The organism is Paenibacillus sp. FSL H7-0714 (assembly GCF_038003765.1).
In the GTDB taxonomy this organism is placed as follows: domain Bacteria; phylum Bacillota; class Bacilli; order Paenibacillales; family Paenibacillaceae; genus Paenibacillus_AQ.
The window spans coordinates 5079905-5104655 of sequence record NZ_JBBOPT010000001.1; the positions used below are offsets into that span (position 1 = coordinate 5079905).

Sequence of the window (24751 nt, forward strand, 5' to 3'; positions counted from 1 at the left end):
AACATTAAAATCAAACCTATTCCTTAAGAATTTACCGCTATTAATGGTCGTCAACGACACCAAGCGCCTTATTCTTCTCTTTAAACCGCTCATTGTGAGAAGACACATAAGCAACTTTAGCCGCAGTTGGATCTATGAACAGCTTGGCACTATTAAGCGCCAGAACTGCATCCGTGAAAGCACCGGCAATTAAACGTACCTTACTTGTGTAATCCACAAAGTCACCAGCTGCAAATATGCCTGGGAGATTGGTCTCCAGCTTATCAGATACATTCGCACACCATTCGCCCATATCAAGGCCCCACTCTTTTAACGGACCAAAATCGCTCTTAAGACCATGGTTTACGATCACTGCATCCACTTCAAATTGCTCTGATTCACCTGTCTCTATGTGGTTGATCGTCACCTGATCTATCGTTTCCCCATTACTGCTGTGTAATTGGCTTACTGCATAGGGCACGCGGACATTGACCGAAGATTCCTTCATCCGCACAATATTTTTCTCATGACCTCCAAACTGTTCACGACGGTGCACAATCGTTACACTTGCTGCAATGGACTCCAGTTCATTTGCCCAATCTACTGCAGAGTCTCCTCCGCCGGAGATCAGCACTCTTTTGCCTCGGAATGGCTCTAGCTCCTGAACGGTATAATGAAGATTCGTCACCTCATAGCGATCCGCACCTTCGATTTCGAGCTTAGCCATTTGTAGGATTCCGTAACCAATTGCCAGAATAACGGTTCGTGTCCAGTGTTGTTCCCCGGTAGACGAGGTTAAGATATATGTCCCGTCTTCTTGTCTCTCTTGATTCATAATTTGCTGTCCTAGCACAATTGTGGGTTCAAAGGTCTGCGCCTGCTCCTTGAGCTGCCCGATCAGCTGATGACAGAGAGTCGGCGTTACTCCGCCTACGTCCCAGATCATTTTTTCAGGATAAATAAGCATTCTTCCTCCGAGCTCATCCTTCGCTTCAATCAACTTCGTCTTGAGGTCTCTCATTCCACTATAAAAAGCTGTATACATCCCAGCAGGTCCGCCGCCAATAATCGTTACATCGTATAATTCCAGTTGATTGTTCATTATGTCCCTCCAAAAGTATATTCTATTGATGCCCTTAGCTTCTTACGTTCCAAATTGTGCCTCATGTAGTCGACTGTAAATTCCGGTAGTCTGTAACAGTTCTTCATGTCTGCCTTGTTCAGCGATACCACCTTCCGCAACAACAACAATACGGTCGGCATTCTTGATCGTTGCCAATCGATGAGCAATAACAAGCGTCGTACGACCTTGTGACAACTCCGCAAGTGCTTCCTGAATTGCGGACTCCGTCTCGGTATCCAACGCCGAAGTGGCTTCGTCTAGAATGAGAATCGTTGGATTCTTCAGGAACATCCGGGCAATGGATAGCCGCTGCTTCTGACCTCCAGAGAGCTTAACGCCCCGCTCCCCGATCATAGTATCCAGCCCAGCAGGCTGGGATTTGATCAGCTCTTCCAGTTGGGCGCGCCGTGCTGCCTCCCAGATTTCTTCATCGGAGGCACCCAACCGCCCGTAAGCGATATTCTCACGGATGGTTCCGTCAAACAGAAATACATCTTGCTGTACAATCCCGATGTGTGAACGAAGAGATTCAAGCTTCATGGAACGAATATCAATTCCATCAATGCTAATGTTACCCTCACTTACATCATAGAAGCGAGGTAGTAGACTACAAAGCGTTGTCTTACCCGCACCAGATGGACCGACCAGAGCAACGGTCTCTCCTGCTTGAATCGACAGATTCACATTTTGGAGTACGTTCTCTTTATCGCTGTAGGCGAAAGCCACATCATGGAAGGTTATATTCCCCTTAAGATCATGAACTGTCTTAGCATCAATCGCATCATCAACATCCGGCTCCGTCTCCAGCAGTTCGAGATAACGTTTAAAACCTGCAATGCCTTTGGGATAGGTCTCAATGACCGAGTTAATCTGTTGTAATGGTCCTAAAAATACATTGGACAACATCACAAAAGCAATAAATTCACCGTAGGTCATTTGCTTCTGGATTACAAAATATGTTCCGCATACGAGAACAAATAACGAGACCAGTTTCATGAGAACAAAGCTAAAGGATGAATTCCAAGCCATAATTCGATAGGTCATCAGCTTTGTTATACGGAAGCGTTCGTTATTGACCGCAAAACGGGAAATTTCATGATTCTCATTAGCAAAAGCTTGCACAACGCGGATCCCGCTTACATTGTTCTCCACACGTGCGTTATAGTCAGCAATGTCCGCGAACATAATGTGGAAGGCTTTAGACATTTTCCGGCTGAAGTACATGGATAAATAAATCATAAGCGGAACGATCACAAACGTCAGAATAGCTAATTGCCAATTGATACTGAGCATAATGCCGAACACACCGAGCAGCGTCATTACTGCTATAAAGAGATCCTCTGGACCGTGGTGGGCAATCTCACCGATGTCCATCAAATCATTTGTCATCCGGGATACTAGATGGCCGGTCTTGTTGTTGTCAAAGAAATTGAAAGATAACTTCTGAACTCGGTCAAAAAGCTTTTTTCTCATATCCGATTCGATATTAATCCCCAGCTTATGCCCCCAGTAAGTGACGACAAAATGCATAAAGGCACTGACAATATATATCCCCAGCAAGCCGAGGCATGAATAGAGTATCCATCTCCAATTGCCGCTTGGCAGCAGATCATCTACTACCCGGTTAACGGCTAACGGAAAGACCAGTTCAAGTAGTGCAGCAGCAATAGCACAAGAAAAATCAAGAATAAACAATCCCTTATAGGGCCTATAGTAAGCAAAAAAACGACGCAACATGTTAATAATTCGCTCCTTCTGGTGAGAGATCAGCCTACTTTCATCAAGATTTCGTACGGGCTAACAAATACAAAAAGTATGGTGCTCCAATTACAGCTACAACGATACCCGTAGGAATCTCAGACGGCTGGAGGATCCAGCGTCCAATGGTATCCGCTGTAATAACGAGTAGTGACCCAAGCAGTGCCGAAGTCGGAAGCATGAGTTGATGCTTCGGCCCAACTAACCGTCTCGCCAAATGGGGTCCGACCAATCCCACAAAACCAATTCCACCGCTAACAGCGACACTCGCCGCTGCTAATCCTACCGCAGCCGCAAGAAGCCGAAATTGTTCCTTCGTTACTGCGGCACCAAGTCCCACAGCGGTCTGCTCCCCTAGATTCAGTACGTTCATCACCCTTGCCTTATAGATGACATAAGGCACCAGAATAAGAATCCACGGTAGGAGTGAAAGTACAAACTTCCAGCTTGTTCCCCAAATGCTGCCTGCTAGCCAAGTAGCGACGAATTGGTATTTTTCTGGATCAAGCCTTAGCGTAAGCACGATCATAGCTGCACTCATCCCAGCTGCGACAGCTACACCAGTCAACAGTAGACGCATAGGCGATATTCCTTGGTGCCGTTTATAAGCTAGAGCATAGATTAAGGCAGCTGTAAGCCCCGCACCGACGAACGCTACCATTGGCAGCAGATACACTGGAGCCGCGGTTGCCGTAGGGTAAAAAGAGATCAACAGCATAACCATAATTCCTGCACCAGCATTAATCCCTAAGATACCAGGGTCCGCCAACGCATTACGAAAGACGCCCTGCATCACAGCACCGGATACAGCCAGACCTGCCCCAATTAGAACGGAAATCACAATACGTGGCAGCCGAAACTGAAACAAGATTAACTCCTGCTTGTCGGTTCCTTTACCGAACAATGTATTAATCAACTCCATAGGAGTCAAACGTATGTAACCTGTATTCATACTAATAATAAAAGCAATCACAATTAGTACAGCCAACGAAATCATGATAATTAAGCCCCGTTTGTTTTTGGCGGCTTCGAAGGAACCGAATGTCGTCTTTTCCATCATTACAGCTCCCTCCTTTCTTTACGTGCAAGATAAAGGAAGAAAGGTACACCAATCAGTGCAATAATAGCGCCAAGTGGCGTTTCATTAGGTGGATTAATCATCCGCGCAGTTAAATCTGCAAATACAGCAAGTAGACTGCCGAGGATCGCTGAACAAGGAATAATCCATCTGTAATCGACACCCACAAAAAATCGTGTCAAATGGGGAATAATTAGTCCAATGAAACCAACTGCACCAACTACTGCAACCGATGATCCAGCCAAAATCAATACGATTAATGCACCTGCCAACTTCACAAGCCCTGTACGCTGACCTAGACCTTTCGCAACATCGTCACCTAAACTGAGCATCGTGATCGATCGAGAGATTACCATTGCACCAATTAAAGCGGCCCCTATCCAAGGGAACATGATTTTGAGTTGGATCCATTTCGTTCCAGCCACACCTCCCGCGTACCAGAAGGCTAAATCTTGACCGATGTGAAAATATAAAGCTACCCCTTCACTCAGCGCAGACAAAAGTGCACTAAAAGCAGCACCGGCCAGCACCAAACGAGCAGGAGTTAATCCTCCCTTAGCAAGTGATCCTATTCCGTATACAACACCCGCGCCTACGCCGGCACCCACGAAAGAATATAGAATCAAATACATAAACGATAAATTTGGAAAAAAAGCAAAACATAGTGCAAGCGCAAATCCTGCGCCTGAGTTGATACCCATCAGACCTGAATCAGCCAATGGATTTCGCGTCATCCCTTGCATAATGGCACCTGCAACTGCAAAGCTAGCCCCTATCATTGCTCCGCCAAGTACACGAGGTAATCTTAATTCTCTAATAATCTGATGATCCATGATCTCCGGATCAAAGTGAAACACAGCTGACCATACCACAGACAGCTTAATATCTGCTGCACCGAAGGAGACGGAAACAGCGATTCCTAATAATAATAGCGCCAGACCGCCGACCAAGATTAATGTTGCCGCCCAAGGACGTGAACGAAATTCTCGTTTAACTACTCCTTTATCGGCTCCTATCCTGGTAGTTATCTGTTGATTCATGAATGCCACCCTATTTCTGTGAAATTGATTCTCATTATCATTAGACTATTGTAAATTACATTTCCTAGGTTTGGCAATAGATAGATTTAATTGGTACCATTTAATTTATTGCATTGACAGAAATTCTAAGCTTTGATACAGTTCAAATTGATAATAATGATGATAATGATTCTCATTATTATCATTTGGTACATATACTTAGGGAGGTTTACCATGCTAAAAAGAAAGACCCTTTTCCCCATCCTGGCACTCGTAATGTTATTGTCTGTATTTGTGACGGCTTGCGGGGGAAACAACAAGGCTTCATCTAATACACCAACAGCGACAACTGAAGCAACAACAGCCCCGAGTGCAGAGGCAACAGCTGTTCCTGATGCTTCCGCTGCCGAAATGCGCAGCTATGAAACTACTAAAGGTACTGTTCAAATCCCAGTTAAACCTCAGCGGATCGTTACAGATTATTATGGTGGGGAATTACTCTCCGTTGGAGCTAACGTCATAGGCGTTGAACCTAGTACTTTTGATAACCCCTTCTTGAAAGACCTGCTCAAAAACACACAAGATGTTGGTGCTCCAGTCAATGCTGAGAAAGCACTAGAACTTGCACCTGATCTAATTGTAGTTATGTACGATGACAACTATGATGCTTTATCCAAAATCGCTCCAACCATTCATATTCCATACGGAACTGCTACGAACATCTATGAAACCGTAAAACTGTTTGGAGATATTGTAGGAGCACCTGATAAAGCTGAGCAATTCATTGCTGACTTTGAGAAAAAGGCTGCTGAAGGCCGCGAAAAGCTTAAAGGTGTCGTGAATGAAAATGATACATTCGGAATTTATGAGCTGACTGACAAAGGTGAGCTATGGACCTTCGGTAACAATGCGGGCCGTGGTGGACAAGCCCTCTATAATGCACTTAAGCTGAAAATGCCTACTAAGAACAGCAATGACAACCAAACACTGCAGCTATCCATGGAGCTGTTACCAGAATATGCAGCGGATTACATGTTCCTAACTACTTATGATCCTGATAAAAAAGGTGATAAGCTGAAAGAGCTGAAGGAATCACCCGTTTGGAACGGACTTGCTGCTGCGAAGAACGACCATCTGTTCTACAACGATTTTGATACTTTTTATCGCTATGATCCTATTGCCATTACTGCACAAATCGATCTGTTCGTTGATATGATTCTTGAGCGCAACGGTAAGAAATAAGAATAGACACATAAAGAAACACCCCACTTATTAGGCATCGCCTAAAGTGGGGTGTTTTGGTTATACATAAGAAGTTTCTATTAAATTTATATCATCTAGTATATTCATTATACTCATCAGTGTTATTTAATTTTTTGTACATATACTCATCATTTTTAAGCTTATAGAGCTGCCCCATCCCCGCAAATACGAAAAACAGCACCAAAATTAATCCATACGCATAGGTGAATTCACCAATATAAAAGCAAGTGACTATCGCAACAAGGATCAAGATCATTAATGCGACTGCAATTCTGGAAAAAATCTTTTTCAAATGGAATCCCCCCACGATTTTATTTGTTAATATTATCATAATTGGAATTAAATTTACATCTTGTATTATTCGTTGTGGGAACATCAAGCAGTCCGATATGAGCCAGCATATTGCGAGTGTATATTTTGGTGTATATACGATAAAAGAGGACTTGAAATAAAAGATACGCTCCGCCTACCAACAAACAAAACCACATCGGCTCCAGAGCTGTAGACATTTCAACCCTGGAAGAACTAACAACATAAAAAGAAGACAATGCAATACCTAATGCATACGGGAGAAAAAACAGCACTTTTAAAGGGCCGCCTATAATGCGATCCACGTCCTTAGAAGTAATTCCAATCTTGTTCAGCTTCCTGAATTTGATCCTCTCACGCTCTAAATCGGTCTGAATACTGAAATGCAGTACTATCCCGGAGGCGCCGAAAAATATTAAACCAACAAATGAAATTACGAAGATTCCGAATCGGCCAGACTCCTGTAACTGTAGATAGTCACTTATTCTAGACTTCGTAGAGAATACGAGCGCCTCTTGCCGCTCATTGCCATACCAGGACTCTGTATTGTCTTTGTTATATTTGGCTAAAGCGGCATTTAACTTAGCATCTATATCCGCAGTTTTTTTCCAATCCTTAAAATTCAAGAGCTGAAGGTTACCGATCGCTTTTTTATTTTCCGCTTTCAGCGCCATATAATCCTCTTCGTTAACAATGACATGAAGACCATTCATAAGATTCGGCACAGGGTTAAATAGCATTTTAAATATAAGTCCTTGTGAATACAACGTATGATTCCCGGAAGAAAGCTTCATTTCGAAGCTGGGCATCTCTGGTCTTTGATTCTTCCATTCTTCTCCTCGAGCAACTAAGGCAAGATTAAAAAAGTGATCTTTCTCCACATGATAATCACTGCCTATTAATGCATTTATATTCTGGTCCAGAAATATTTTGAAATTAAACAAGTCGATATACTCCAGCTTTTGGTGTGAAAGCAGCGGCGTGGCGCCATGATCCGTGATCTCGCTTAGTATTTTTGGTGAGATACTATTTTTCCCGAATACTTCTGCATAGGCAATATCATATGGATTGTTTGCAACAGGAATATCCTCAGCATTCCAGGTCAAATAAAAAATAATACCGCTTAGAGAAATCGTGATGAAGACGAGGAAGGTGATAAGAGAAAGCACTATTTTGGAGCGACCAAGGGTATAGATCAAATTGGAACTAAACAGCAGGTGCTTGTGATAGGCTCTGCTTGATCGCGATATAAAAAGTTTCATCCAGTCACCAAGACCTGACAGCAGCAAATAGACACCCACCATACTTACTCCCAGATTGATCAACATCATACGGGCATCATCTGGACTGTAATTTGTAATCATATCATAAACGGAGATCCCCAGTAATACGACTCCGATAATCCCTGTGATTTTACCATGAAGAAGGCTACGTTCTGCGGCTCTGGATTCTTTTAGAAGGCGTACAATGTTGTATCTCAGCGTTAATATTAATTGGATTCCAATCACAGCTATGTAAATAATCCCGAAGAATTTAATGGTATACAGATAACTTTCCAGCGTAAGTGAAAAAGAACTGCCCCCTATATTAACAAACAACGAGATGATGATGAAGAAAAGACCGGAGAAGACCGTCCCTGCACCTAAACCCGTGAGAATCGAAGCTAATGCAATCAAGCTATTTTCTAACAAAATAATTTTACGGATATTGTGGCTCGTCATTCCAAGAACCATTAACAGCCCAAAGTCGCTTTTTCTAAATTTCAAAAAGGCCATTTGCGCATATACAATAAATAGAACAGCAAACACTCTCATAACCAAAAAAGGAGCATATAAATTACCAGACACCATTCCATTTACTTGATAGGGGTCATTAAAATCAGGGTTCGTGTACAGGGAGTAAAAGGCGAAAAAGACCATAATCGTAAAGCTGCTGCATAGGAAAAATAACAAATACCTTCTAAGGTTCGCCTTAAAAATCTGAATAGCCATTCTCCTAAAGGTCATCTTCTCCCCCTCCAATGAAGGCCAGACTCTCCAGAATCCTATCAAAAAATGCTCTCCGCTCTTTATTGTCCCTAGTAATCTCTAATAGAGCCTTCCCATCCTTGATAAAGAGCACGCGATTACAATAGCTGGCCGCAAAAGGATCATGCGTGACCATCACAATCGTTGCTCCTTTCAGAGCATTCAGTTTGGCGAAGGTCTTCATCACTATACTTGAGGATTTGGAATCCAAATTCCCCGTTGGCTCATCCGCAAAGATCACCTCCGGATCATTAATAATCGCTCTGCTAATCGCCGCTAGTTGTTGCTGTCCTCCTGAAACCATATACGGATATTTATCCTTCACCTCGCCCAGATCAAAGAGCAATAACGTCTCATCTGTCTTGGTATTGATGTCGTCTCCCTCTTGGTCATCCAGAACCATGGGCACCATTATATTTTCCCGTAGGGTCAGGCTATCCAGCAGATTGTAATCTTGAAAAACGAACCCCATTCGCTGCCGGCGAAACAGTGCAAGCTCGTTCTTAGACATCTCGCTTATACTAGTCTCTGCAATCCGGACTACCCCACTATATTCCATGTCGATCCCGCTAAGGATGTTTAGCAGCGTCGTTTTACCACTCCCCGAAGGCCCCATAATCGCAACAAGCTCTCCGCTATCCACATTCAGGCTTATGCCGTTTAGCGCCCGAAACACATTCATTTTGCCCTTGCCTTTATATTCTTTTGAGAGATTCTCTACCTCTAGAATAGGCATGCTCGCACCGTCCCCTTCATAGCTTGGCGGATTAACATTAAATGGAATTATGTTATTCCTGTAAATACTATAAAACTAAGTGAAGAGAACGGTTGTTAGATTGCTCACAGAACAAGAAAACTTGATTCCTCCTCTATCATTTCCGCTCTCGTAAGAAACAAAGACAAACAAAACCAGTAAAAGCAAGTCCTCCGATAGCTGCCAGTGAGAAGGAAAACGCCCTTACATAATCCGATAAATCTGCTTCCAAAAGAGAATGTTTCAACGAAGTGGAGAACAAAATACCGATTAGAGCCACCCCTAACGAGTTTGCTAAATACATAAATGTAGTGATCAGACCTGACCCTGTGCCCGTAATTCTTGCTGGTACTGAACTGAGCGTGACGTTGACTAATGGTGTAGTAGCCATGCCGAGACCGAAGCCATATATCAATAATATTAAAATATTTCGTGCGCCCAGCAGATGCGTCGCATCCACATTTAGCTCCCATATAAGTAATAAACTAGAGCATCCCATTATCAGTGCACCTATTTTAAGTACACTCATCCTCCATCTTCTGACCATTCGAGATGATATCAGGGAAGTCAGAAAAAAACCTATACCTATAGCCAAAAAAACCAAACTTGTATCTTGAACATTATAGTGTAAGCCAAATTGCATATAGTAGCTTAAAACAAAAAAGAAGGAGAACATGCCTAGATAAAGGACAAGCACGGTCGCCAGACCTATACTAAATGTTCTATGTCTGAAAATAGACAGATCGACTAATGGACAATTCCCCTGCTTTCCTTTCCGATTTTCAACCCAGATAAAAGTAAACAACACGAATAAAGCTATAATTAGACAGCCTGAGATCCACAAGGGCCATCCTTGTTTTTGTCCCTCAGATAACGGATAGATCAGCAGAAACAAACCGATCAGCAGTAGGAAGCTTCCCGTCCAATCAATATTGTGCGTCTGCTCGGCTCTTGTTTCAGGAACAATCGGCATTAACAGCAGGACGAGAAGTCCGAAGGGCACATTGAAAAAAAATACCGTTCGCCAACCAAGATCGAACGGATTCCAATTCACAATAGTGCCTCCGAGAATGAATCCGAAAGCGAATCCAATGCCAATCATTGCACCATAGATACCGAAAACAAGCCCTTTTTCCTTTGGCAGAAAGCTGACCTGAAGTGTAGACAAAACCTGAGGCTGGATAAGCGCAGCTGCCATACCTTGTACGATGCGAATAACAATCAGAAGTGTCGGATCTGAGGTCAAACCACCCAACACTGCCATAATCGTAAATCCACTCACTCCGATAATCAGCATTCGTTTTCTGCCGTATATATCCCCAAGCTTACCACTAATGATCAACGCCACAGCTAATCCTAGCGAAAATCCGGTGACGATAAGCTGTGCTTCAGAGAAGCTCGCATTCAAGCGATGTTGCATTAATGGAAGGGCGACTTGAATCATATAAGTATTCAATGAAATGAGTAATGTTGGAAGTAGAATAACCCATAGCGCATACCAACGTCGCGAATCAACTTCTTGCATTGTATGACCACCTCTTCATGAAATCTATGATAATGATTATCAATTATAATAGTCTTTTTCTCTACCTGTTAAGGGAGGTTTACTCCTTGATAAGGGAGCAAACACAAAAAAACCTCAAACAGGCAGAATATAGTGTTCGATTCCGAACCCTATGTCCTACTGCATGAAGCCATCTGTAAGTACAAATCCTTCTAGATCCTATTTCGCTCCAAAGTCTGTTGTTCGATACGTTTTAAGTACTCGCTTGGATTGCAGCCGTAGTGCTTACGGAAGGTTGTCGTGAAATTGCTGACATTACTATATCCGACCGAAACGGCTGTTTTTCCTATATTCAAACCTTCTACCTCCATGTACCAAAGTGCCTTCTCCATCCGCTTTATACGAACAAGCTCGAAGATCGTCATGCCAAATAACTCACGGAAACCCTTTTTTAACTTGAATTCATTGATGCCTACCCGCTTGGCTAACTCACGTATGGACAGCGGTTGTTCGAAATGGATTTGCACCAACTCATGTACCCGCTTTAGATTTATAATATCATCATGCCGGAACGTCATACTCCCGCTCATAGAGCCGTAACCATCGGACTCCCCAAATAAAGCGATAAATTCAAGCGCTTTGCTCTCCATATATAATCGTCTCAATGTTCCATGATAAGTACAATGGATCATTTCAAAGACACATTTTCGAATCGCCGCAGTGTCAGGATAACGGTCAATATTTCCACGATGATGTTTAAGCCAGGTCTCCATCTGTTGTTTCTCCGCTAGATCTCCGGCATAATACAGCAGTTCGCTAGGAGCTAGCCGTATTTCTAACAATTGATTGGAGACACCAGCTTTTTTCTCTTCATACACCTGAACATCCTCTAAAAAAAGAACATTGCCTGTTTGTTTCTCCGTGTGACTTTCCTTGCCGTTCCATTCGCAATAGATTTCTCCACTCACGTTATAGCTTAGTTCGAATAACGGACAAGCTTCCTGAATATAGAGCTTCATATCTTGTTCGTAAGTTATATCCGTATACATGATCTCCATGCCTGGACGAATCCGCGTACGTGTAATGCTTCCCTGACCGATATGCGAGGGTATGGTAAGACGTTGTTCCCACTGGTTGTGCTCAACATGCCCTTCTATCCGCTCTGTAAATTGTTCAAAAAGATCATGAATCTCCAAATTCAATATTTTTAAAGCCATCGAAAGCCTCTCCTTCTTCGCCAATACAAATAAAGCCATTCACAACTCAAATGATAATCGTTATCATTTGGAAGTGTCAACATAGAATAGATCTATAGGAATTTTATCCCCACTTGGGATGAAACCCTAGGTTTACATAAAAAAAGCGTTGGTGGATTTTCCTCCTACCAACGCCTATGGTAATGATTATTCATCAAATTTGTTCGTCCAACATCCCCGTAACCTCCATAATCTTCGAGGCTAACAAAAATGAAGGAACTTCATAATCCACGCACTTGAGCTCAACCGCCGCTTCAGGCATTTCATTTACAATCGAAGTCTCTTGCGACTCTACAAGGGTAGATTGGGCGCCAGCTTGTTTGGCATTCAGCATGCCTCTCGCGCCATCGTTTCCCCTTCCGGTCATTAGAATCAAATGCCGCTTCAAGATTTTCAGTCCAGAAATCGATTCGAACAATACATCAATGGATGGACGGTATCCGTTCACTGAAGCTTTCTTGTGAAGTTTGATTCTACATACTTGCCCTTGCTGAACTACGGTCATATGACAATTACCAGGTGCGATATATGCCGTTCCGCCATGTACCAATTGATCATCTTTCGCCTCAACCACCCGTACACTTGAGAATCGATTCAATCGTTCTGCTAATACTTTCGTATACTTGGGTGGCATATGCTGAACGATTAACAAAGGATATGGGAAGTTCGCTGGAAGCGAGCTAATTACGATTTCAAGCGCCTTCGGACCACCAACTCCACATCCTATGGCTACGATTTGATCGAATTCATCCGTACATCCGTTCTTAGAATTGTCTTCTGCCTGTAGTCCTGTCATCACTTTCGAAACAGTAATATTGTTAAGGATAAGGGTTCTTAAAGGAATTTGAGCAGCTTGTTTAATTTTGAATATTAGCTCGTCTTTTATTTGGGATAAATCAGGTCCATGGATTTGAGTGGGCTTGGATATAAAGTCCACTGCTCCGTTCTGTAGACCTGTGATGGTTGCTGTTATTCCATCCTTTGACCCCGAGCTTAGGATAAGGATAGGGGTTGGACGTTGCGACATAATACTAGAGAGTGCTACTAAACTATTCAATTCTGGCACTTCTATATCAATCGTCACGACATCAGGCCTGAGTTCTTGAACCATGCTAACCGCTTCGGATGCATTTCGAGCTGCTCCAATGACCTCGATAATTGAATCCTCCGCAATAAGGTTCGAGATCTGTTTACGCATCATTACTGAAGTAGCTACAACGAGCACCTTTAACTTTTGCACTACTTCTCCTCTCCTATCAATGATGATCCCCATGACACGGTTTATTTAACTTTAAAAATAGATACGAGTGCATTTAGTTCCTCCGCAAGCTGTGCTAATGCATTAGCCGTTGTTGCCGTTTCACTACTGCTTGCCGCCATTTCTTCCGTTGCTGCCGATATGCTCTCAATCGAGTACAACACCTCTGATGACTGCGCGGCCTGTTCCTCACTGGCAGCAGCGATTTCTGTTACTTTATGAGCGGTATCGTTCACCATAGAGAGAATATGATCAAAGGCTTCCCCATTTTTTTGTGAAAAAGCTACGCCTTCGACTACCGCATTCACACTTTGGTGTGTATTTTTTTGCATTTCTTTAATTATGTCCGTGACTTGCTTAGTAGCCTCACTGCTCCGCTCTGCTAGCTTTCTTACTTCATTCGCTACAACAGCAAAACCTCGGCCCTGTTCACCTGCACGAGCCGCTTCAATAGCTGCGTTAAGAGCCAGCAGATTGGTCTGTTTTGCAATATCATCAATGACCGCAATGATCTCGCCAATTTTATCTGAGCCTTCTTCTAGTCTAGACATTTGGTTGTTAAGTAACGTCATCCCTTGAATGGAGTCAGTAACCACCGCACCTCCATCCTGAGCAATACGCATCGTATGATCTGACAGCTCTGAGGCTTGCTCTGCACTCTGAGCTACTGAATTAATCGCTTCAGACAATTCTCGGAACAACTCATTCATCGTTTGCGCTGCAGTGGCTTGACTCATACTGCCGCTAGCTACTTCCTCAGTACTTGCTGATATTTGCTGTGCTGCCGCCGAGACACTTTCCGCAGAGGACAAAATCCCCCCCACAGTATGCCTTAAGTTCAGAACCATTTCATTCACAGAATTCGCAAGTTTTCCGATCTCATCCTTAGAATTTAGATTCGAAGTTTCGCTTAAGTCTCCGTTGGCTACTTTACCTAGCAGGCGCATCACTTGATTAAGAGGCCGTGCTATAATTTGCGAGATTAGATAGCCAAAACCCACGCTGATTAAAAGTGCAATGATAGTAACACTAAAGGTAATCAACCGAGAGGATTGATATAATTCATTGGCGTTATCACTGGATTCCTGTGCCTGCTTCATATTGATATCAATTAAACCTTGCAAGAAATCCGTCATCTCCGTAGTGGCCAGCTGTAAATCTCCTGTTAGCAAATAATTGGTATATTCTTCATTACTAATGATTTTCTTATCCAATTCAATTGCATGATCCACGCTGGTGGTATAGCGTTGCCAGATCTCAGGATAATCCTTCATTTTCTCTAATTCTTCTTCTCTCAATCTTGTCTTACTATATTTACTCATGATGTCTTCAATGCTTTGGACATTCTTATGTAATTTATCCCGATATTCTTTTTTCTTCACCTCGGTTTGGGCCATCGTATTTATATCCCGGATGTTTATTCTATTCGTTAAAAAAAGTTCATTCGCTTCACCGAGATAGGCAATCGGTGTTAAGCGATTTTTATACATATCCTCGATGGACTCATCCATCTTACTCAAATTACTTATTCCATAGAATCCTACAAAGCATAAAATGACTGATACCAACACAAATGCTGAGATTAGCTTCACTGCTGTTCTCAAATTATAAAACCATTTCATCCTTCTGCACCTCATTACGTTAGTCAATTTTTAGTAATTCTTAGGAACTATTTCATCATAAACGGTAAGAAGAATATGGTAACCGAAAATAAATAGCGTGATCACGCAAAATTATTGCGTACCTCCGCAATGACGCGCAAAACAAAAAATCCCGCCTCACTATCTAGTGATCGGGATTTCAATCTATAGGGTTGTTACGTATTTTCACAATGAATTAGTAAAATCTGATTCCTTCAATATTCCGAGCCGTTTAGCTTTTATAGCCGCTTCAATTCTAGATTTCACATTTAGCTTTTGGAACAAATTCGTTAAACTATATTCTAGTGACCGCTGACTCATAAGCACAATCTCCGCTATTTCCTTATTACTTTTTCCTTTTGCGATTTCCGTCAGCATTTCATGTTCCCTTTTGCTAATCATGGAGGTTGCTTGTTCATCATTGATTTCTAATCCTTTAGGCGGTACTTTTCTTAACTGCTTGACTAAGGTCCGCGGTAGAATGACTTCCCCTCTTAATGCACATCGTACCGCTGTAATCAACTGCTCTCTATTGGTTGTTTTTGAGATAAACCCAAAGATCCCCGATTCTATCATCAGGTTAAATTTGTTAGTAAATTCATATCCGGTGTAGATTAAGATAATCGCATCCGCGTTCATTGTTAATACTTGCTTCGCCAAATCAATCCCATTCACATCCGCGATATGAAGATCAAATAACATTACGTCAAAGGAATGACTACTCACCATTTCAAGCACTTCATCCGCTGAATTAGCTAGAGTAACCTTCATGTCTCCCTCTTGCTCTAATATCATTTTAGTCCCTTCCATAACAGATGGATGATCATCCACTAACAATATTTGAATCATGCCTATGACTACCCCTCTATCCAATTGTTATGCCGCATGATTAATCTGCAGGTATAGATATATTGACCGCTAATCCCTTTTTATCTGGCGATAGGAATACTATTGACCCATCCATACTTCGAACCCTTTCCTTCATCCCATAAATCCCCATACTTGTAAGTGAATCCTCACCAAATAAATTCATTCCGATTCCGTTATCTTTATAATCCAAATGAATATGATTGTCTTCACTAGCTAAGGTGATGTGGACTTCTGTCGCAAAAGAGTGCTTTGCTGCATTAGCTAAAAGCTCTTGCACAATACGGTACAGACCTATAAGCACTTCATCATCTAACTTATGCGTGAATCCTTCAGACTCGAAATAAATCTGATAGTTGGTACGTAGCTGCGTAAATTCAAACAACGTCTCCAGCGAGGAGATAAGACCTTCATTGATTAATGCAGGAGGTCGGAGCTCGTTACAAATAATCCGCAGTTGATAAATAACATCAAGTAAACCTTCTGAGATCTGTTCTAGTTGTTCTCTAAGTTCCCCATTAATGGACCTTTCACCTAAAAGAAAATCCAGCTTACGATACCAGATAATCTGTTCTTGAAGCGCTGAGTCGTGTAAGTCCTGAGCAAGTCTTTTTCGCTCATTCTCGGATAAATTAAACATAAATCGGAGAAGCCATGTAGGAGCCACTTGCTTGGAAGCTGCTAGCTCAAGATCCTTCGTTAAATCTTCGATAAGCAAAAAATGATCAAAGAGAACACTGACATAACGGGTAATCGTCTCAAGCCACACTCGAATAGAGCCGATTTCTAGTAAAAGCGTCTTCTCGTTAATCGATAGCAAGTAGCTTTTTCCTCGGGACTCCCCGATCTTGAGTGAATACCCTTGCTCAGTCTCGATAATTTCACATAATTTATCATGGTTAGATTCAACTGCGATAAATTTTATATTTGATATCTGCAGAGTTTCTCTGACTTCTCTAAGTAACCGCTGCTCCATATGACTAATCTTCATCACACCAAAAAGATCTTGAGAGAACTGATCGAGACTCGTTTGCAGGCGAAAATACCGTTCCTCACTCTCTCGAATAATCTGCTCTGTATGTTGTCTATCCACATCTGCTTTTTTCCGATCACTTATATCCCTAAATATAGAGATACATGCGACTTTTCCTTTGTACAAAATGGAGCTAGCTGTTACCTCTACATCGATAATCGTCCCATCTGAACGTACGACCTTTTGTTCAATAGGAACTAAGATCTTATAGGGTTCTTTATAGATCTCACGCATGCGTTCTTTCGCCAGCGGCAGATACTCAGGATGTGCCCAATTGAAAATATTTTTACCGATCAATTGACTCTCATCGCTAACTCCAAATAATCCAAGACAAGAGAAATTTACATAAACAAACTTATAATCGCAATGCAGAACGACCGCTTCAGGCGACATCTTGATCAGCTGCTGATTGAATTCCTCGCTTTCCCTTAATTCTTGTTCCATTTGTACTCTCTTGGTTATGTCTCTTGCTACAATTACGATACTCATTACTTCTCCATCCTCACCTAGAACGGGAGTAGCAAGACATTCTAAATTTAAGATATAACCTTTTGTGTGAATAAAACGATTGTAAAACATCTTACTTGCTTTTGTCCGAAAAATATTTGTTATTTGTTCACGCAAGCTTTCTTGCTCATCTGGATCGATATACTCTAAGATGGTAGTGTCCTTGATTAGACCTACAGGAATACCGATTAGGGTCTCACAGGAGGGGGAGGCTACAATGAAATTTCCTTTCTGATCCAGAACCCCCATCATATCCTTCATGTTATTAATAATTAGTCTGTACTCTGCTTCTCGCTGTGCCAGCTTTTGTTCTACTTCTACTGTTGATGTTATATCTTTAGCGACCACAAAAGCACCCACAATACGACTATTCACATAAATAGGGATATTTTTCATAGTCCAGTGGCTCACTGATCCATCCTTACGCGAAGAGGCAACAACATAGTGCTGAGCAGATCCCCGTACTGTTCTTTCAAATAAATCCGACATCCTCGGTATATTTTCTACTCCAAATAGATTCATGATGGACAAGTTCTCTCCGATCATACTTAAAGCTTCTCCAGTAATTTGCTCTGCTGCAGAATTGATTGCCAAAATATTACCTTGCAGGTTCACCTCACATACGACGTCTGAGTTATAGTCAAATAAGGATTTATAGCGCTGTTCACTTTTGAGTAATGCCTCCTTCATTAACTTTCTTTCAGTGATATCTGCCAAGATCCCGTCTAGCCGAACCACCGCTTGGGATTCATCTAGACTAGGTATGATTCTGACCTGTAGCCATCGAGGCTCACCACTTGCGTGGATGATTCGATATTCACTAAGTTGTGGAATCCCTTGACCAACCGATGATATGATCTCATGAAACAAGGGATTTTCTTCCTTATGTGCAATACGAAGCCAAAAGTCATCCTCTTTCGCCTGCTCAACGGAATAGCCGGTGATATTGAGAATGGCATCCGATATAAATAACACTTTCTTAGATACGTAATCGTAAGACCAAACCGCCACATCTAGATTAGAGAACATCTGTTGATACAAAGAAAATGTGCTTTCTAATTGAATTTGTGCCGTTTTTTGTTCAGTAATGTCCAGCATAACCCCATCTATTCGGCAGACCTTGTTCTCCTTATTTAGGATAGGCGTGCCGATATTTTGAACCCACTTCAGTCCTGCAGTAGGTAATTGCATCCGATACTCAAGACTACTGATATGACCAGCATTTAATCTTTCCATGTAAGCATCATATCGATCACGATCCACTACATTCACAAGTTCCCGTAAAAAACTAGGGCTGTGCGGTTTAGTCTTACTTGTGCAACCAACCCATTCCTCTAAAATTCTCGACATCGTCAGTAGATTTTCTTCCATATCCATAGACCATGTGATCACATTCTCGTCGCCGAGTGAATGCATATTGAGATCACCTCCACATAAAAAGCCCCCCCTTTTTCGGGGCGGCTTTTTGTTCTAATTCGCTATTTTACAAGCGTCATTACATGAATAACTTTATCCTACTGAGCAATCTGCTCACGGATATTCTGCAATATTTTCTTCTCCAGCCGGGATACCTGTACTTGAGAGATCCCTAGGCGACTGGCGACCTCCGACTGCGTTTGATCACGATAGTAGCGAAGATAGACAATCAGACGTTCACGTTCACTGAGGCCTCCGATAGCTTCATTTAATGCCAGCTTATCGAACCAACGCTCCTGTGATTCGTCAGCGATTTGATCAATCAGCGTGATCGGATCTCCATCATTCTCAAACACTGTCTCATGGATAGAGGTCGGTGGTTTATTGGCTTCTTGAGCGAATACCACTTCTTCGGGTGTAACCCCTAGCGCTTCCGCAACTTCACCAATCGTAGGCAGACGATCAAGCGTTTTAGACATTTCGTCCTTCATCTTACGAACTTTATTAGCCATTTCCTTAAGGGAACGACTGACCTTCAAGGTGCCATCGTCACGAAGGAAACGCTGAATCTCACCGATAATCATCGGCACCGCATAAGTGGAGAACTTGACCTCATAGCTGAGGTCAAATTTATCAACGGACTTCAGGAGTCCAATGCAACCGATCTGGAACAAATCGTCAGGCTCATACCCGCGGTTCATAAACCGCTGTACTACCGACCAGACCAGTCGGATATTACAGCTTACAAGCGTGTCGCGGGCAAGACTATCTCCGGCCTGACTGAGCGCGATAAGACGTTTGACCTCCGCATCGTCCAAATAGGTCGGCGGAGCTTTTTTTGACTCTGCATCCATGGCTCCAACCCCTAATTGTATAAAGCTTTTTTCGAGACGATGGTTTTCTTCATTGAGATAGAAGTACCGTGTCCCGGTTCACTAGTGACTTCAAATTCATCCATGAAATTCTCCATAATAGTAAAGCCCATGCCCGACCGCTCCAGCTCTGGCTTAGAGGTATACAGCGGCTGTTGCGCCAGCTCCAAATCCTCAATGCCCCGTCCTTGATCCTCAATGGTTAGATGTACCGTTTCGTTGTCCAGCGATGCCGAAATGGTCACAATACCTTCCGGATCACTATCATACCCATGAATAATACAGTTGGTGACCGCTTCCGACACGACTGTCTTCAGATCATTCAGCTCGTCCATCGTAGGATCAAGCCGGGAAACGAACGCCGCTACGACTACACGTGCGAACGATTCGTTCTCCGAGCGTGCAGCGAACTGCACGTTCATGAAGTTACCAGCCTTACTATTTGTCATAACGCAACCTCCAAATCCGAGAGTGCAGTACTCTCGTCGTCATATAGGGGCATGATTTTGAACAGGCCTGACATTTCCAGCAGCCGCTTCACAGGTGCCGTTGCATCACACACAACCATTTTTCCACCTTTACTGTGGATCAGTTTATACCTTCCCAGAATCACGCCTAGGCCTGAACTGTCCATAAACTGCAGATGCTTAAGACTAAGAACCAAATGCGATACCTGACCACGCATAATCGCTTCATCCATATCCATTCTTACAAAATCGGCTGCGTGATGATCCAACTCCCCTGATAAACGGACAATCAACACACCCCTGTGATGCTCCATCTCCACATGAGAATTCATGCTTGCCACTCTCCTCTTCGTTGCTTTGAAAACTGACCTTGAAAGAAAGTACCTATTCCCTTCAAGGACAAGGTTTTCTACGCGGCAAATCAGGAATCCTGCCTCACGACAAAACTAGAAGAAAACCCCTATGAATCTACAGAGTACATGGGGGTAATCTACAAAAAACTGTTTTTAATCTACGCCGAACATCGAGCCTGTTGTGCGCTTAAAGAGCTTCCACCAGCCTGCTTTCGGCACAGCTTCCCCTGCTTTTAATTCATATTCCTTAATCACTTGGGTTCCTTGGTAGACCACTAGCTTGCCCACAGATTGACCTTCAGCTACTGGAGCCTTCACGCTTTCCGGCAATACTAGTTCGTGGCGAATGCCTTCTTGAGTCACACCTTTTTTCAAAAGAACACTGTACGTCTCTTTGGCCGTTATCGGCAACTCGGATTTTACGCCCTTTTCAATCTTTAGGGTGCCTATGGCATCCCCTTCTTTGTGGATCGTGTGTACTTTATATTGCGAGAACAGGTAATCGAACATGCCTGACACTTCACTATTGCGCGTCTTTGTGTTCGGCTCGCCTAGCACAACAGCGACAGCACGTAAGCCATCTCTTGCTGCTGTAGCGGACAGACAGAATTTTGCCTCAGCAGTATAACCTGTCTTCAAACCATCAGCACCAGTGTAGAAACGCACTAGCTTGTTCGTGTTCACCAACCAGAACGGTTTGGTTGAATCCTTACGTAAGTAATCCTGATAGGAACCGGTATATTTGATAATTTGATCATGCTTCAAAAGCTCACGACTGATGACCGCAATATCGTAAGCTGAGGAATAGTGATTGGCGGCTGGAAGACCGTTGCAGTTGGCAAAATGGGTATCTTTTAGACCCAGTTCCTCTGCACGTTTATTCATCAGATCGACAAAAGCACTCTCTGAACCAGCTATTTTCTCCGCCATCGCCACAGAAGCATCATTACCAGAAGCCATAGCGATACCTTTAAGCATATCGTCTACCGACATTTCTTCACCAGGCTCCAGAAAAATCTGCGATCCGCCCATAGAAGCCGCATATTCACTTGTTCGCACCTTATCAGTCAGCTGCAGCCTTCCTTCATCCAGCGCTTCCACCGTTAGTAACATCGTCATAATCTTCGTAATACTTGCGGGAGGCAGCTTATCATGGCTGTTCTTCTCATAAATAACAGTTCCGGTACCAGCGTCCATCAAAATAGCAGAACGTGCTCCCGGTGCGAGGTCTACAGCGGCAGCATTACTGCCAGAGTCCTTGGTTTTTTCTTCTGCATAAGCGCCTGACATAGGTCCTAGAACCGATACAGCGATACAGAGCACAAGCACAGCAAAACGCATTTTTCTCACAATGGTTCCCCTCCTGAACGTTAACCTTCATATCACAGGTACTGTGTTCCAGTTTCGTCAGAAAGGGTGAAAATTATTCCATTTTTAAGGAAATAACCACAATTATTTATCTCAAGAAGTAAGGATGTCATCAATTAAAAAAAGCCCAGCAGCAGTTGCAGAGCATTTTTATTATAGGGGAGATTAAATAATATTTCAAATTTAAAGTATTTCCATTTTTTTAGCTCTCATTTTAGGACTTTTAAAGGTAAATCGTAGACTTTCAACGAATGCTAACTAAGAACCTATACTGTCTTACAGAGGAGTGAATATACGAATGAACCCACTTGAAACTTATATTGAGACAGAAGCAAAACAGAACGATTTCTCAGGCGTAGTACTAGCAAAACAATATGATAAAGAAATCGCCATCAGCTGTCACGGTTATGCCAATAAGTCGGATAAGCGCGAAAATAATATTCATACTCGGTTCGGGATCGCTTCCGGGTGTAAAATATTCACAGCAATTGCCGTCTGTCAACTGGTCGAAAGGGGATTGATTTCTTTCGAAAGCAGATTATCAGACTATCTGAAGAAGGTAGAGTTCCCTCTCTTTAGTTCTGAAATCACCATACATCAGTTACTTACGCATAGCTCTGGGATTCCAGATTATTTTGATGAAACAATCATGGATGACTTCGAAGAACTGTGGAAGACACAACCTATGTACACTTTACGGCAACTGGAAGACTTTGTACCGATGTTTAGAAACCTCCCCATGATGTGGACCCCTGGTGAACGTTTTCACTACAACAATGCCGGATATATCGTGCTAGGTCTTCTGGTGGAGGAATTGAGTGGAATGTCCTTTTCCGATTATGTGGAGCTTCACATCTTTAAGCCTTGCGGAATGGAGCAATCCGGTTACTTTACGTTAGATGCCTTACCAGCCAACTGTGCACTAGGATACATAGAGGAAGAGAACGGTAGCTGGAGAAGCAACATCTATTCAATCCCGGTAAAAGGAGGCGCTGACGGTGGAGCTTTCGTAACTGCTCCCGACATGCAGTTATTCTGGAACGGGCTAATGAACCATACCCTTTTGAGTCCAGTACTCACTTCATTGTTGCTTACTCCCCACATACATGTGAATGGTGAAGGCTATTATGGTTATGGTGTATGGATCACCCTCCGAGAAGAAAAAGTGTTCAAGTTTCACATTATGGGATACGATCCCGGTGTTTCCTTCCGATCGGCTATCTATCCGGCTAGTGGAGAGACTGTGGTCGTATTATGTAATACAAGCAGCGGGGCTTCTCAGATTTTCAATCTTATCGATAAGCATTTGTAGCTGCTTCGTCAAAAACGTAAAACAGCAAGCCTCCTAATACGGGAGGCTCGCTATTGTACTGTCTATTTCAGGTCTTTGTCATGACAATAATTACATTTCCTTGGCTAGTACCGTGTTACTCCATCCTTCGTAACAAGCGCGAACACCAATGGCAATGGTGGAACCGATTCAGAAGTAATACGGTAAGCTTCTAACACCTTACCCTCAGCTTCCTCTACTTTCTTATCACTGGCATCATTGATATGCAATACTGCAAGTGTATCACCAATCTCTACAGCATCTCCAACTTTTTTAGAGAGTTGAATACCTACAGCCAAATCTATTACAGATTCCTTGGTTTCACGTCCTGCACCAAGCAGCATAGCAGCAATGCCGATTTCTTCTGCTTGAATCCCCTCAATGAAACCCTTAGTCTTCGCTTTCACTTCAATGAATCGTTTAGCAGCAGGGAGTTTCTCCGGATCATCGATTTGTGAAACATCTCCGCCTTGCGCACTCACGATCTGTTTGAATTTCTCCAGCGCTGTGCCATCTTCAATATGTGTCATCAGAATCGAACGAGCCTCCGCTTCATCCTTGGCTTTACCGCCAAGAACAAGCATCTGACTGCCCAGAATAAGGCAGACTTCCTGCAAATCTTTAGGACCGTGACCCTTCAAGGTCTCGATTCCTTCCTTAATTTCCAGCGCATTTCCGATCCCGTAACCCAGTGGCTGATCCATATCACTGATGATGGCAACAGTATTACGACCCAAATGGGTGCCGATATCCACCATAGCCTGGGCAAGCGCAATTGAATCATCAAGCGTCTTCATAAAAGCACCGCTGCCGGTTTTGACATCCAGTACAATGGCGTCTGCACCCGCTGCAATCTTCTTGCTCATCACTGAGCTTGCAATAAGAGGGATGGATTCAACAGTTGCTGTTACATCCCGAAGGGCATACAGCTTTTTGTCAGCGGGTGTAATGTTGCCCGACTGGCCGATCACGGCAGCTCCGATCTCCCCTACTTGATCAAAGAAACGCTCGCGATCCATCTCTATAGAAAAGCCAGTGATCGACTCCAGCTTATCAAGTGTACCTCCTGTATGCCCAAGTCCGCGGCCGGACATCTTCGCTACCGGTACTCCAGCAGAGGCTACCAACGGTGCAAGCACCACGGTGGTTTTATCTCCCACTCCACCTGTGGAGTGCTTATCAACCTTAATGCCTGCGATTGGGCTCAGATCCACTTGATCACCGGACATCGCCATTTCCATCGTTAGATCACCGGTCTCCCGTGCGTTCATGCCTTGAAAATAAACCGCCATGGCCCAAGCGGAAAGTTGATAATCAGGAACTTCACCTTTACTATAGCCTTGAATTAGAAAGGATATTTCCTCACGGCTCAGCTCTCCACCGTCTCTTTTTTTCTGAATAATGTCGACAGCTCTCATTTTACACCTGCATTTCACGGACATTTGCGCGAGCAAATCCGATATATTTTGGTTTAGTTAAATTAACTACCTGTTCATGCGTCAATGGCTTAAATTTAATCACTTGTGTCATAATTATGACCTCCCAGTAATTCAAAATGCAGTGCCCGAAA

At 43.0% G+C, this 24751-nt stretch carries 20 protein-coding genes; 2 read left to right on the top strand and 18 right to left on the bottom strand.

Going from position 1 to position 24751, the window contains the following annotated elements:
- Positions 1-40 precede the first annotated feature (40 nt).
- The 4 genes from NST34_RS22755 to NST34_RS22770 are packed head-to-tail and all read right to left on the bottom strand — an operon-like array spanning position 41 to position 4978.
- Positions 41-1081 (bottom strand): NAD(P)/FAD-dependent oxidoreductase, encoded by a 1041-nt coding sequence (locus tag NST34_RS22755; RefSeq protein ID WP_042190330.1) that lies wholly within the window; start codon positions 1079-1081, stop codon positions 41-43.
- A gap of 42 nt (positions 1082-1123) precedes the next feature.
- Positions 1124-2839, bottom strand: a complete 1716-nt coding sequence (locus NST34_RS22760) for an ABC transporter ATP-binding protein (protein ID WP_341128815.1) — start codon at positions 2837-2839, stop codon at positions 1124-1126.
- 43 nt (positions 2840-2882) lie between these two features.
- Positions 2883-3917 carry a FecCD family ABC transporter permease gene (locus NST34_RS22765; RefSeq protein WP_042194295.1) on the bottom strand — a complete coding sequence of 345 codons (1035 nt, stop codon included), beginning with the start codon at positions 3915-3917 and terminating at the stop codon, positions 2883-2885.
- Between the two features lie 2 nt (positions 3918-3919).
- A complete protein-coding gene (locus NST34_RS22770; RefSeq protein WP_042190334.1) occupies positions 3920-4978 on the bottom strand; it encodes a FecCD family ABC transporter permease in 1059 nt (352 codons plus the stop codon).
- Between the two features lie 213 nt (positions 4979-5191).
- Here NST34_RS22770 and NST34_RS22775 point away from each other — a divergent pair, with 213 nt between their 5' ends.
- Positions 5192-6199 carry an ABC transporter substrate-binding protein gene (locus tag NST34_RS22775; RefSeq protein WP_339266250.1) on the top strand — a complete coding sequence of 336 codons (1008 nt, stop codon included), beginning with the start codon at positions 5192-5194 and terminating at the stop codon, positions 6197-6199.
- A gap of 91 nt (positions 6200-6290) precedes the next feature.
- Here the strand turns inward: NST34_RS22775 and NST34_RS22780 are convergent, their stop codons facing one another.
- The 13 genes from NST34_RS22780 to NST34_RS22840 form a co-directional block, all read right to left on the bottom strand.
- Positions 6291-6512 (bottom strand): hypothetical protein, encoded by a 222-nt coding sequence (locus tag NST34_RS22780; protein ID WP_339266252.1) that lies wholly within the window; start codon positions 6510-6512, stop codon positions 6291-6293.
- A 19-nt stretch (positions 6513-6531) separates the two neighbouring features.
- Positions 6532-8520, bottom strand: a complete 1989-nt coding sequence (locus NST34_RS22785; protein ID WP_341128816.1) for an ABC transporter permease — start codon at positions 8518-8520, stop codon at positions 6532-6534.
- Positions 8521-8524: 4 nt separating this feature from the next.
- Positions 8525-9292: an ABC transporter ATP-binding protein gene (locus tag NST34_RS22790; RefSeq protein WP_341128817.1), complete on the bottom strand. Its 768-nt coding sequence runs from the start codon at positions 9290-9292 to the stop codon at positions 8525-8527.
- A 136-nt stretch (positions 9293-9428) separates the two neighbouring features.
- Positions 9429-10835 (bottom strand): MFS transporter, encoded by a 1407-nt coding sequence (locus tag NST34_RS22795; RefSeq protein ID WP_341128818.1) that lies wholly within the window; start codon positions 10833-10835, stop codon positions 9429-9431.
- Positions 10836-11026: 191 nt separating this feature from the next.
- Positions 11027-12031, bottom strand: coding sequence for a helix-turn-helix transcriptional regulator (locus tag NST34_RS22800; RefSeq protein ID WP_341060035.1), 1005 nt, complete (start codon positions 12029-12031; stop codon positions 11027-11029).
- Between the two features lie 193 nt (positions 12032-12224).
- Positions 12225-13310 (bottom strand): chemotaxis-specific protein-glutamate methyltransferase CheB, encoded by a 1086-nt coding sequence (cheB, locus tag NST34_RS22805; protein WP_341128819.1) that lies wholly within the window; start codon positions 13308-13310, stop codon positions 12225-12227.
- A 41-nt stretch (positions 13311-13351) separates the two neighbouring features.
- The gene (locus tag NST34_RS22810) at positions 13352-14950 is read right to left on the bottom strand and encodes a HAMP domain-containing methyl-accepting chemotaxis protein (RefSeq protein WP_042190353.1); all 1599 of its coding nucleotides are present in this window, start codon (positions 14948-14950) and stop codon (positions 13352-13354) included.
- 204 nt (positions 14951-15154) lie between these two features.
- Positions 15155-15817, bottom strand: a complete 663-nt coding sequence (locus tag NST34_RS22815; RefSeq protein WP_076284516.1) for a response regulator transcription factor — start codon at positions 15815-15817, stop codon at positions 15155-15157.
- 40 nt (positions 15818-15857) lie between these two features.
- Positions 15858-18791 (bottom strand): PAS domain S-box protein, encoded by a 2934-nt coding sequence (locus NST34_RS22820; protein ID WP_341128820.1) that lies wholly within the window; start codon positions 18789-18791, stop codon positions 15858-15860.
- Between the two features lie 98 nt (positions 18792-18889).
- Complete coding sequence (gene sigF, locus NST34_RS22825; RefSeq protein WP_042129724.1) at positions 18890-19645, bottom strand: RNA polymerase sporulation sigma factor SigF; 756 nt, start codon at positions 19643-19645, stop codon at positions 18890-18892.
- Positions 19646-19656: 11 nt separating this feature from the next.
- Positions 19657-20112: an anti-sigma F factor gene (gene spoIIAB, locus NST34_RS22830; protein ID WP_042129726.1), complete on the bottom strand. Its 456-nt coding sequence runs from the start codon at positions 20110-20112 to the stop codon at positions 19657-19659.
- Positions 20109-20462: an anti-sigma F factor antagonist gene (gene spoIIAA / locus NST34_RS22835; protein WP_042129729.1), complete on the bottom strand. Its 354-nt coding sequence runs from the start codon at positions 20460-20462 to the stop codon at positions 20109-20111. Before spoIIAA ends, spoIIAB begins: the two co-directional genes overlap by 4 nt.
- Before the next feature lie 174 nt (positions 20463-20636).
- Positions 20637-21824, bottom strand: a complete 1188-nt coding sequence (locus NST34_RS22840) for a D-alanyl-D-alanine carboxypeptidase family protein (protein ID WP_042194299.1) — start codon at positions 21822-21824, stop codon at positions 20637-20639.
- Positions 21825-22149: 325 nt separating this feature from the next.
- On the opposite strand from NST34_RS22840, the gene NST34_RS22845 reads away from it, so the two are divergent.
- Positions 22150-23163, top strand: a complete 1014-nt coding sequence (locus NST34_RS22845) for a serine hydrolase domain-containing protein (RefSeq protein ID WP_341128821.1) — start codon at positions 22150-22152, stop codon at positions 23161-23163.
- Between the two features lie 104 nt (positions 23164-23267).
- On the opposite strand, the gene NST34_RS22850 is transcribed toward NST34_RS22845, so the two are convergent.
- Positions 23268-24599 (bottom strand): pyrimidine-nucleoside phosphorylase, encoded by a 1332-nt coding sequence (locus NST34_RS22850; RefSeq protein ID WP_340971701.1) that lies wholly within the window; start codon positions 24597-24599, stop codon positions 23268-23270.
- Positions 24600-24751 lie beyond the last annotated feature (152 nt).

Bases quoted from the DNA above. Each gene is read 5' to 3' on its own strand.
- NST34_RS22755 (WP_042190330.1), bottom strand. From the start codon at position 1,081: ATGAACAATCAACTGGAATTATACGATGTAACGATTATTGGCGGCGGA.
- NST34_RS22760 (WP_341128815.1), bottom strand. From the start codon at position 2,839: ATGTTGCGTCGTTTTTTTGCTTACTATAGGCCCTATAAGGGATTGTTT.
- NST34_RS22765 (WP_042194295.1), bottom strand. From the start codon at position 3,917: ATGGAAAAGACGACATTCGGTTCCTTCGAAGCCGCCAAAAACAAACGG.
- NST34_RS22770 (WP_042190334.1), bottom strand. From the start codon at position 4,978: ATGAATCAACAGATAACTACCAGGATAGGAGCCGATAAAGGAGTAGTT.
- NST34_RS22775 (WP_339266250.1), top strand. From the start codon at position 5,192: ATGCTAAAAAGAAAGACCCTTTTCCCCATCCTGGCACTCGTAATGTTA.
- NST34_RS22785 (WP_341128816.1), bottom strand. From the start codon at position 8,520: ATGGCTATTCAGATTTTTAAGGCGAACCTTAGAAGGTATTTGTTATTT.
- NST34_RS22790 (WP_341128817.1), bottom strand. From the start codon at position 9,292: ATGCCTATTCTAGAGGTAGAGAATCTCTCAAAAGAATATAAAGGCAAG.
- NST34_RS22795 (WP_341128818.1), bottom strand. From the start codon at position 10,835: ATGCAAGAAGTTGATTCGCGACGTTGGTATGCGCTATGGGTTATTCTA.
- NST34_RS22800 (WP_341060035.1), bottom strand. From the start codon at position 12,031: ATGGCTTTAAAAATATTGAATTTGGAGATTCATGATCTTTTTGAACAA.
- NST34_RS22810 (WP_042190353.1), bottom strand. From the start codon at position 14,950: ATGAAATGGTTTTATAATTTGAGAACAGCAGTGAAGCTAATCTCAGCA.
- NST34_RS22815 (WP_076284516.1), bottom strand. From the start codon at position 15,817: ATGATTCAAATATTGTTAGTGGATGATCATCCATCTGTTATGGAAGGG.
- NST34_RS22820 (WP_341128820.1), bottom strand. From the start codon at position 18,791: ATGCATTCACTCGGCGACGAGAATGTGATCACATGGTCTATGGATATG.
- sigF (WP_042129724.1), bottom strand. From the start codon at position 19,645: ATGGATGCAGAGTCAAAAAAAGCTCCGCCGACCTATTTGGACGATGCG.
- spoIIAB (WP_042129726.1), bottom strand. From the start codon at position 20,112: ATGACAAATAGTAAGGCTGGTAACTTCATGAACGTGCAGTTCGCTGCA.
- spoIIAA (WP_042129729.1), bottom strand. From the start codon at position 20,462: ATGAATTCTCATGTGGAGATGGAGCATCACAGGGGTGTGTTGATTGTC.
- NST34_RS22840 (WP_042194299.1), bottom strand. From the start codon at position 21,824: ATGCGTTTTGCTGTGCTTGTGCTCTGTATCGCTGTATCGGTTCTAGGA.
- NST34_RS22845 (WP_341128821.1), top strand. From the start codon at position 22,150: ATGAACCCACTTGAAACTTATATTGAGACAGAAGCAAAACAGAACGAT.
- NST34_RS22850 (WP_340971701.1), bottom strand. From the start codon at position 24,599: ATGAGAGCTGTCGACATTATTCAGAAAAAAAGAGACGGTGGAGAGCTG.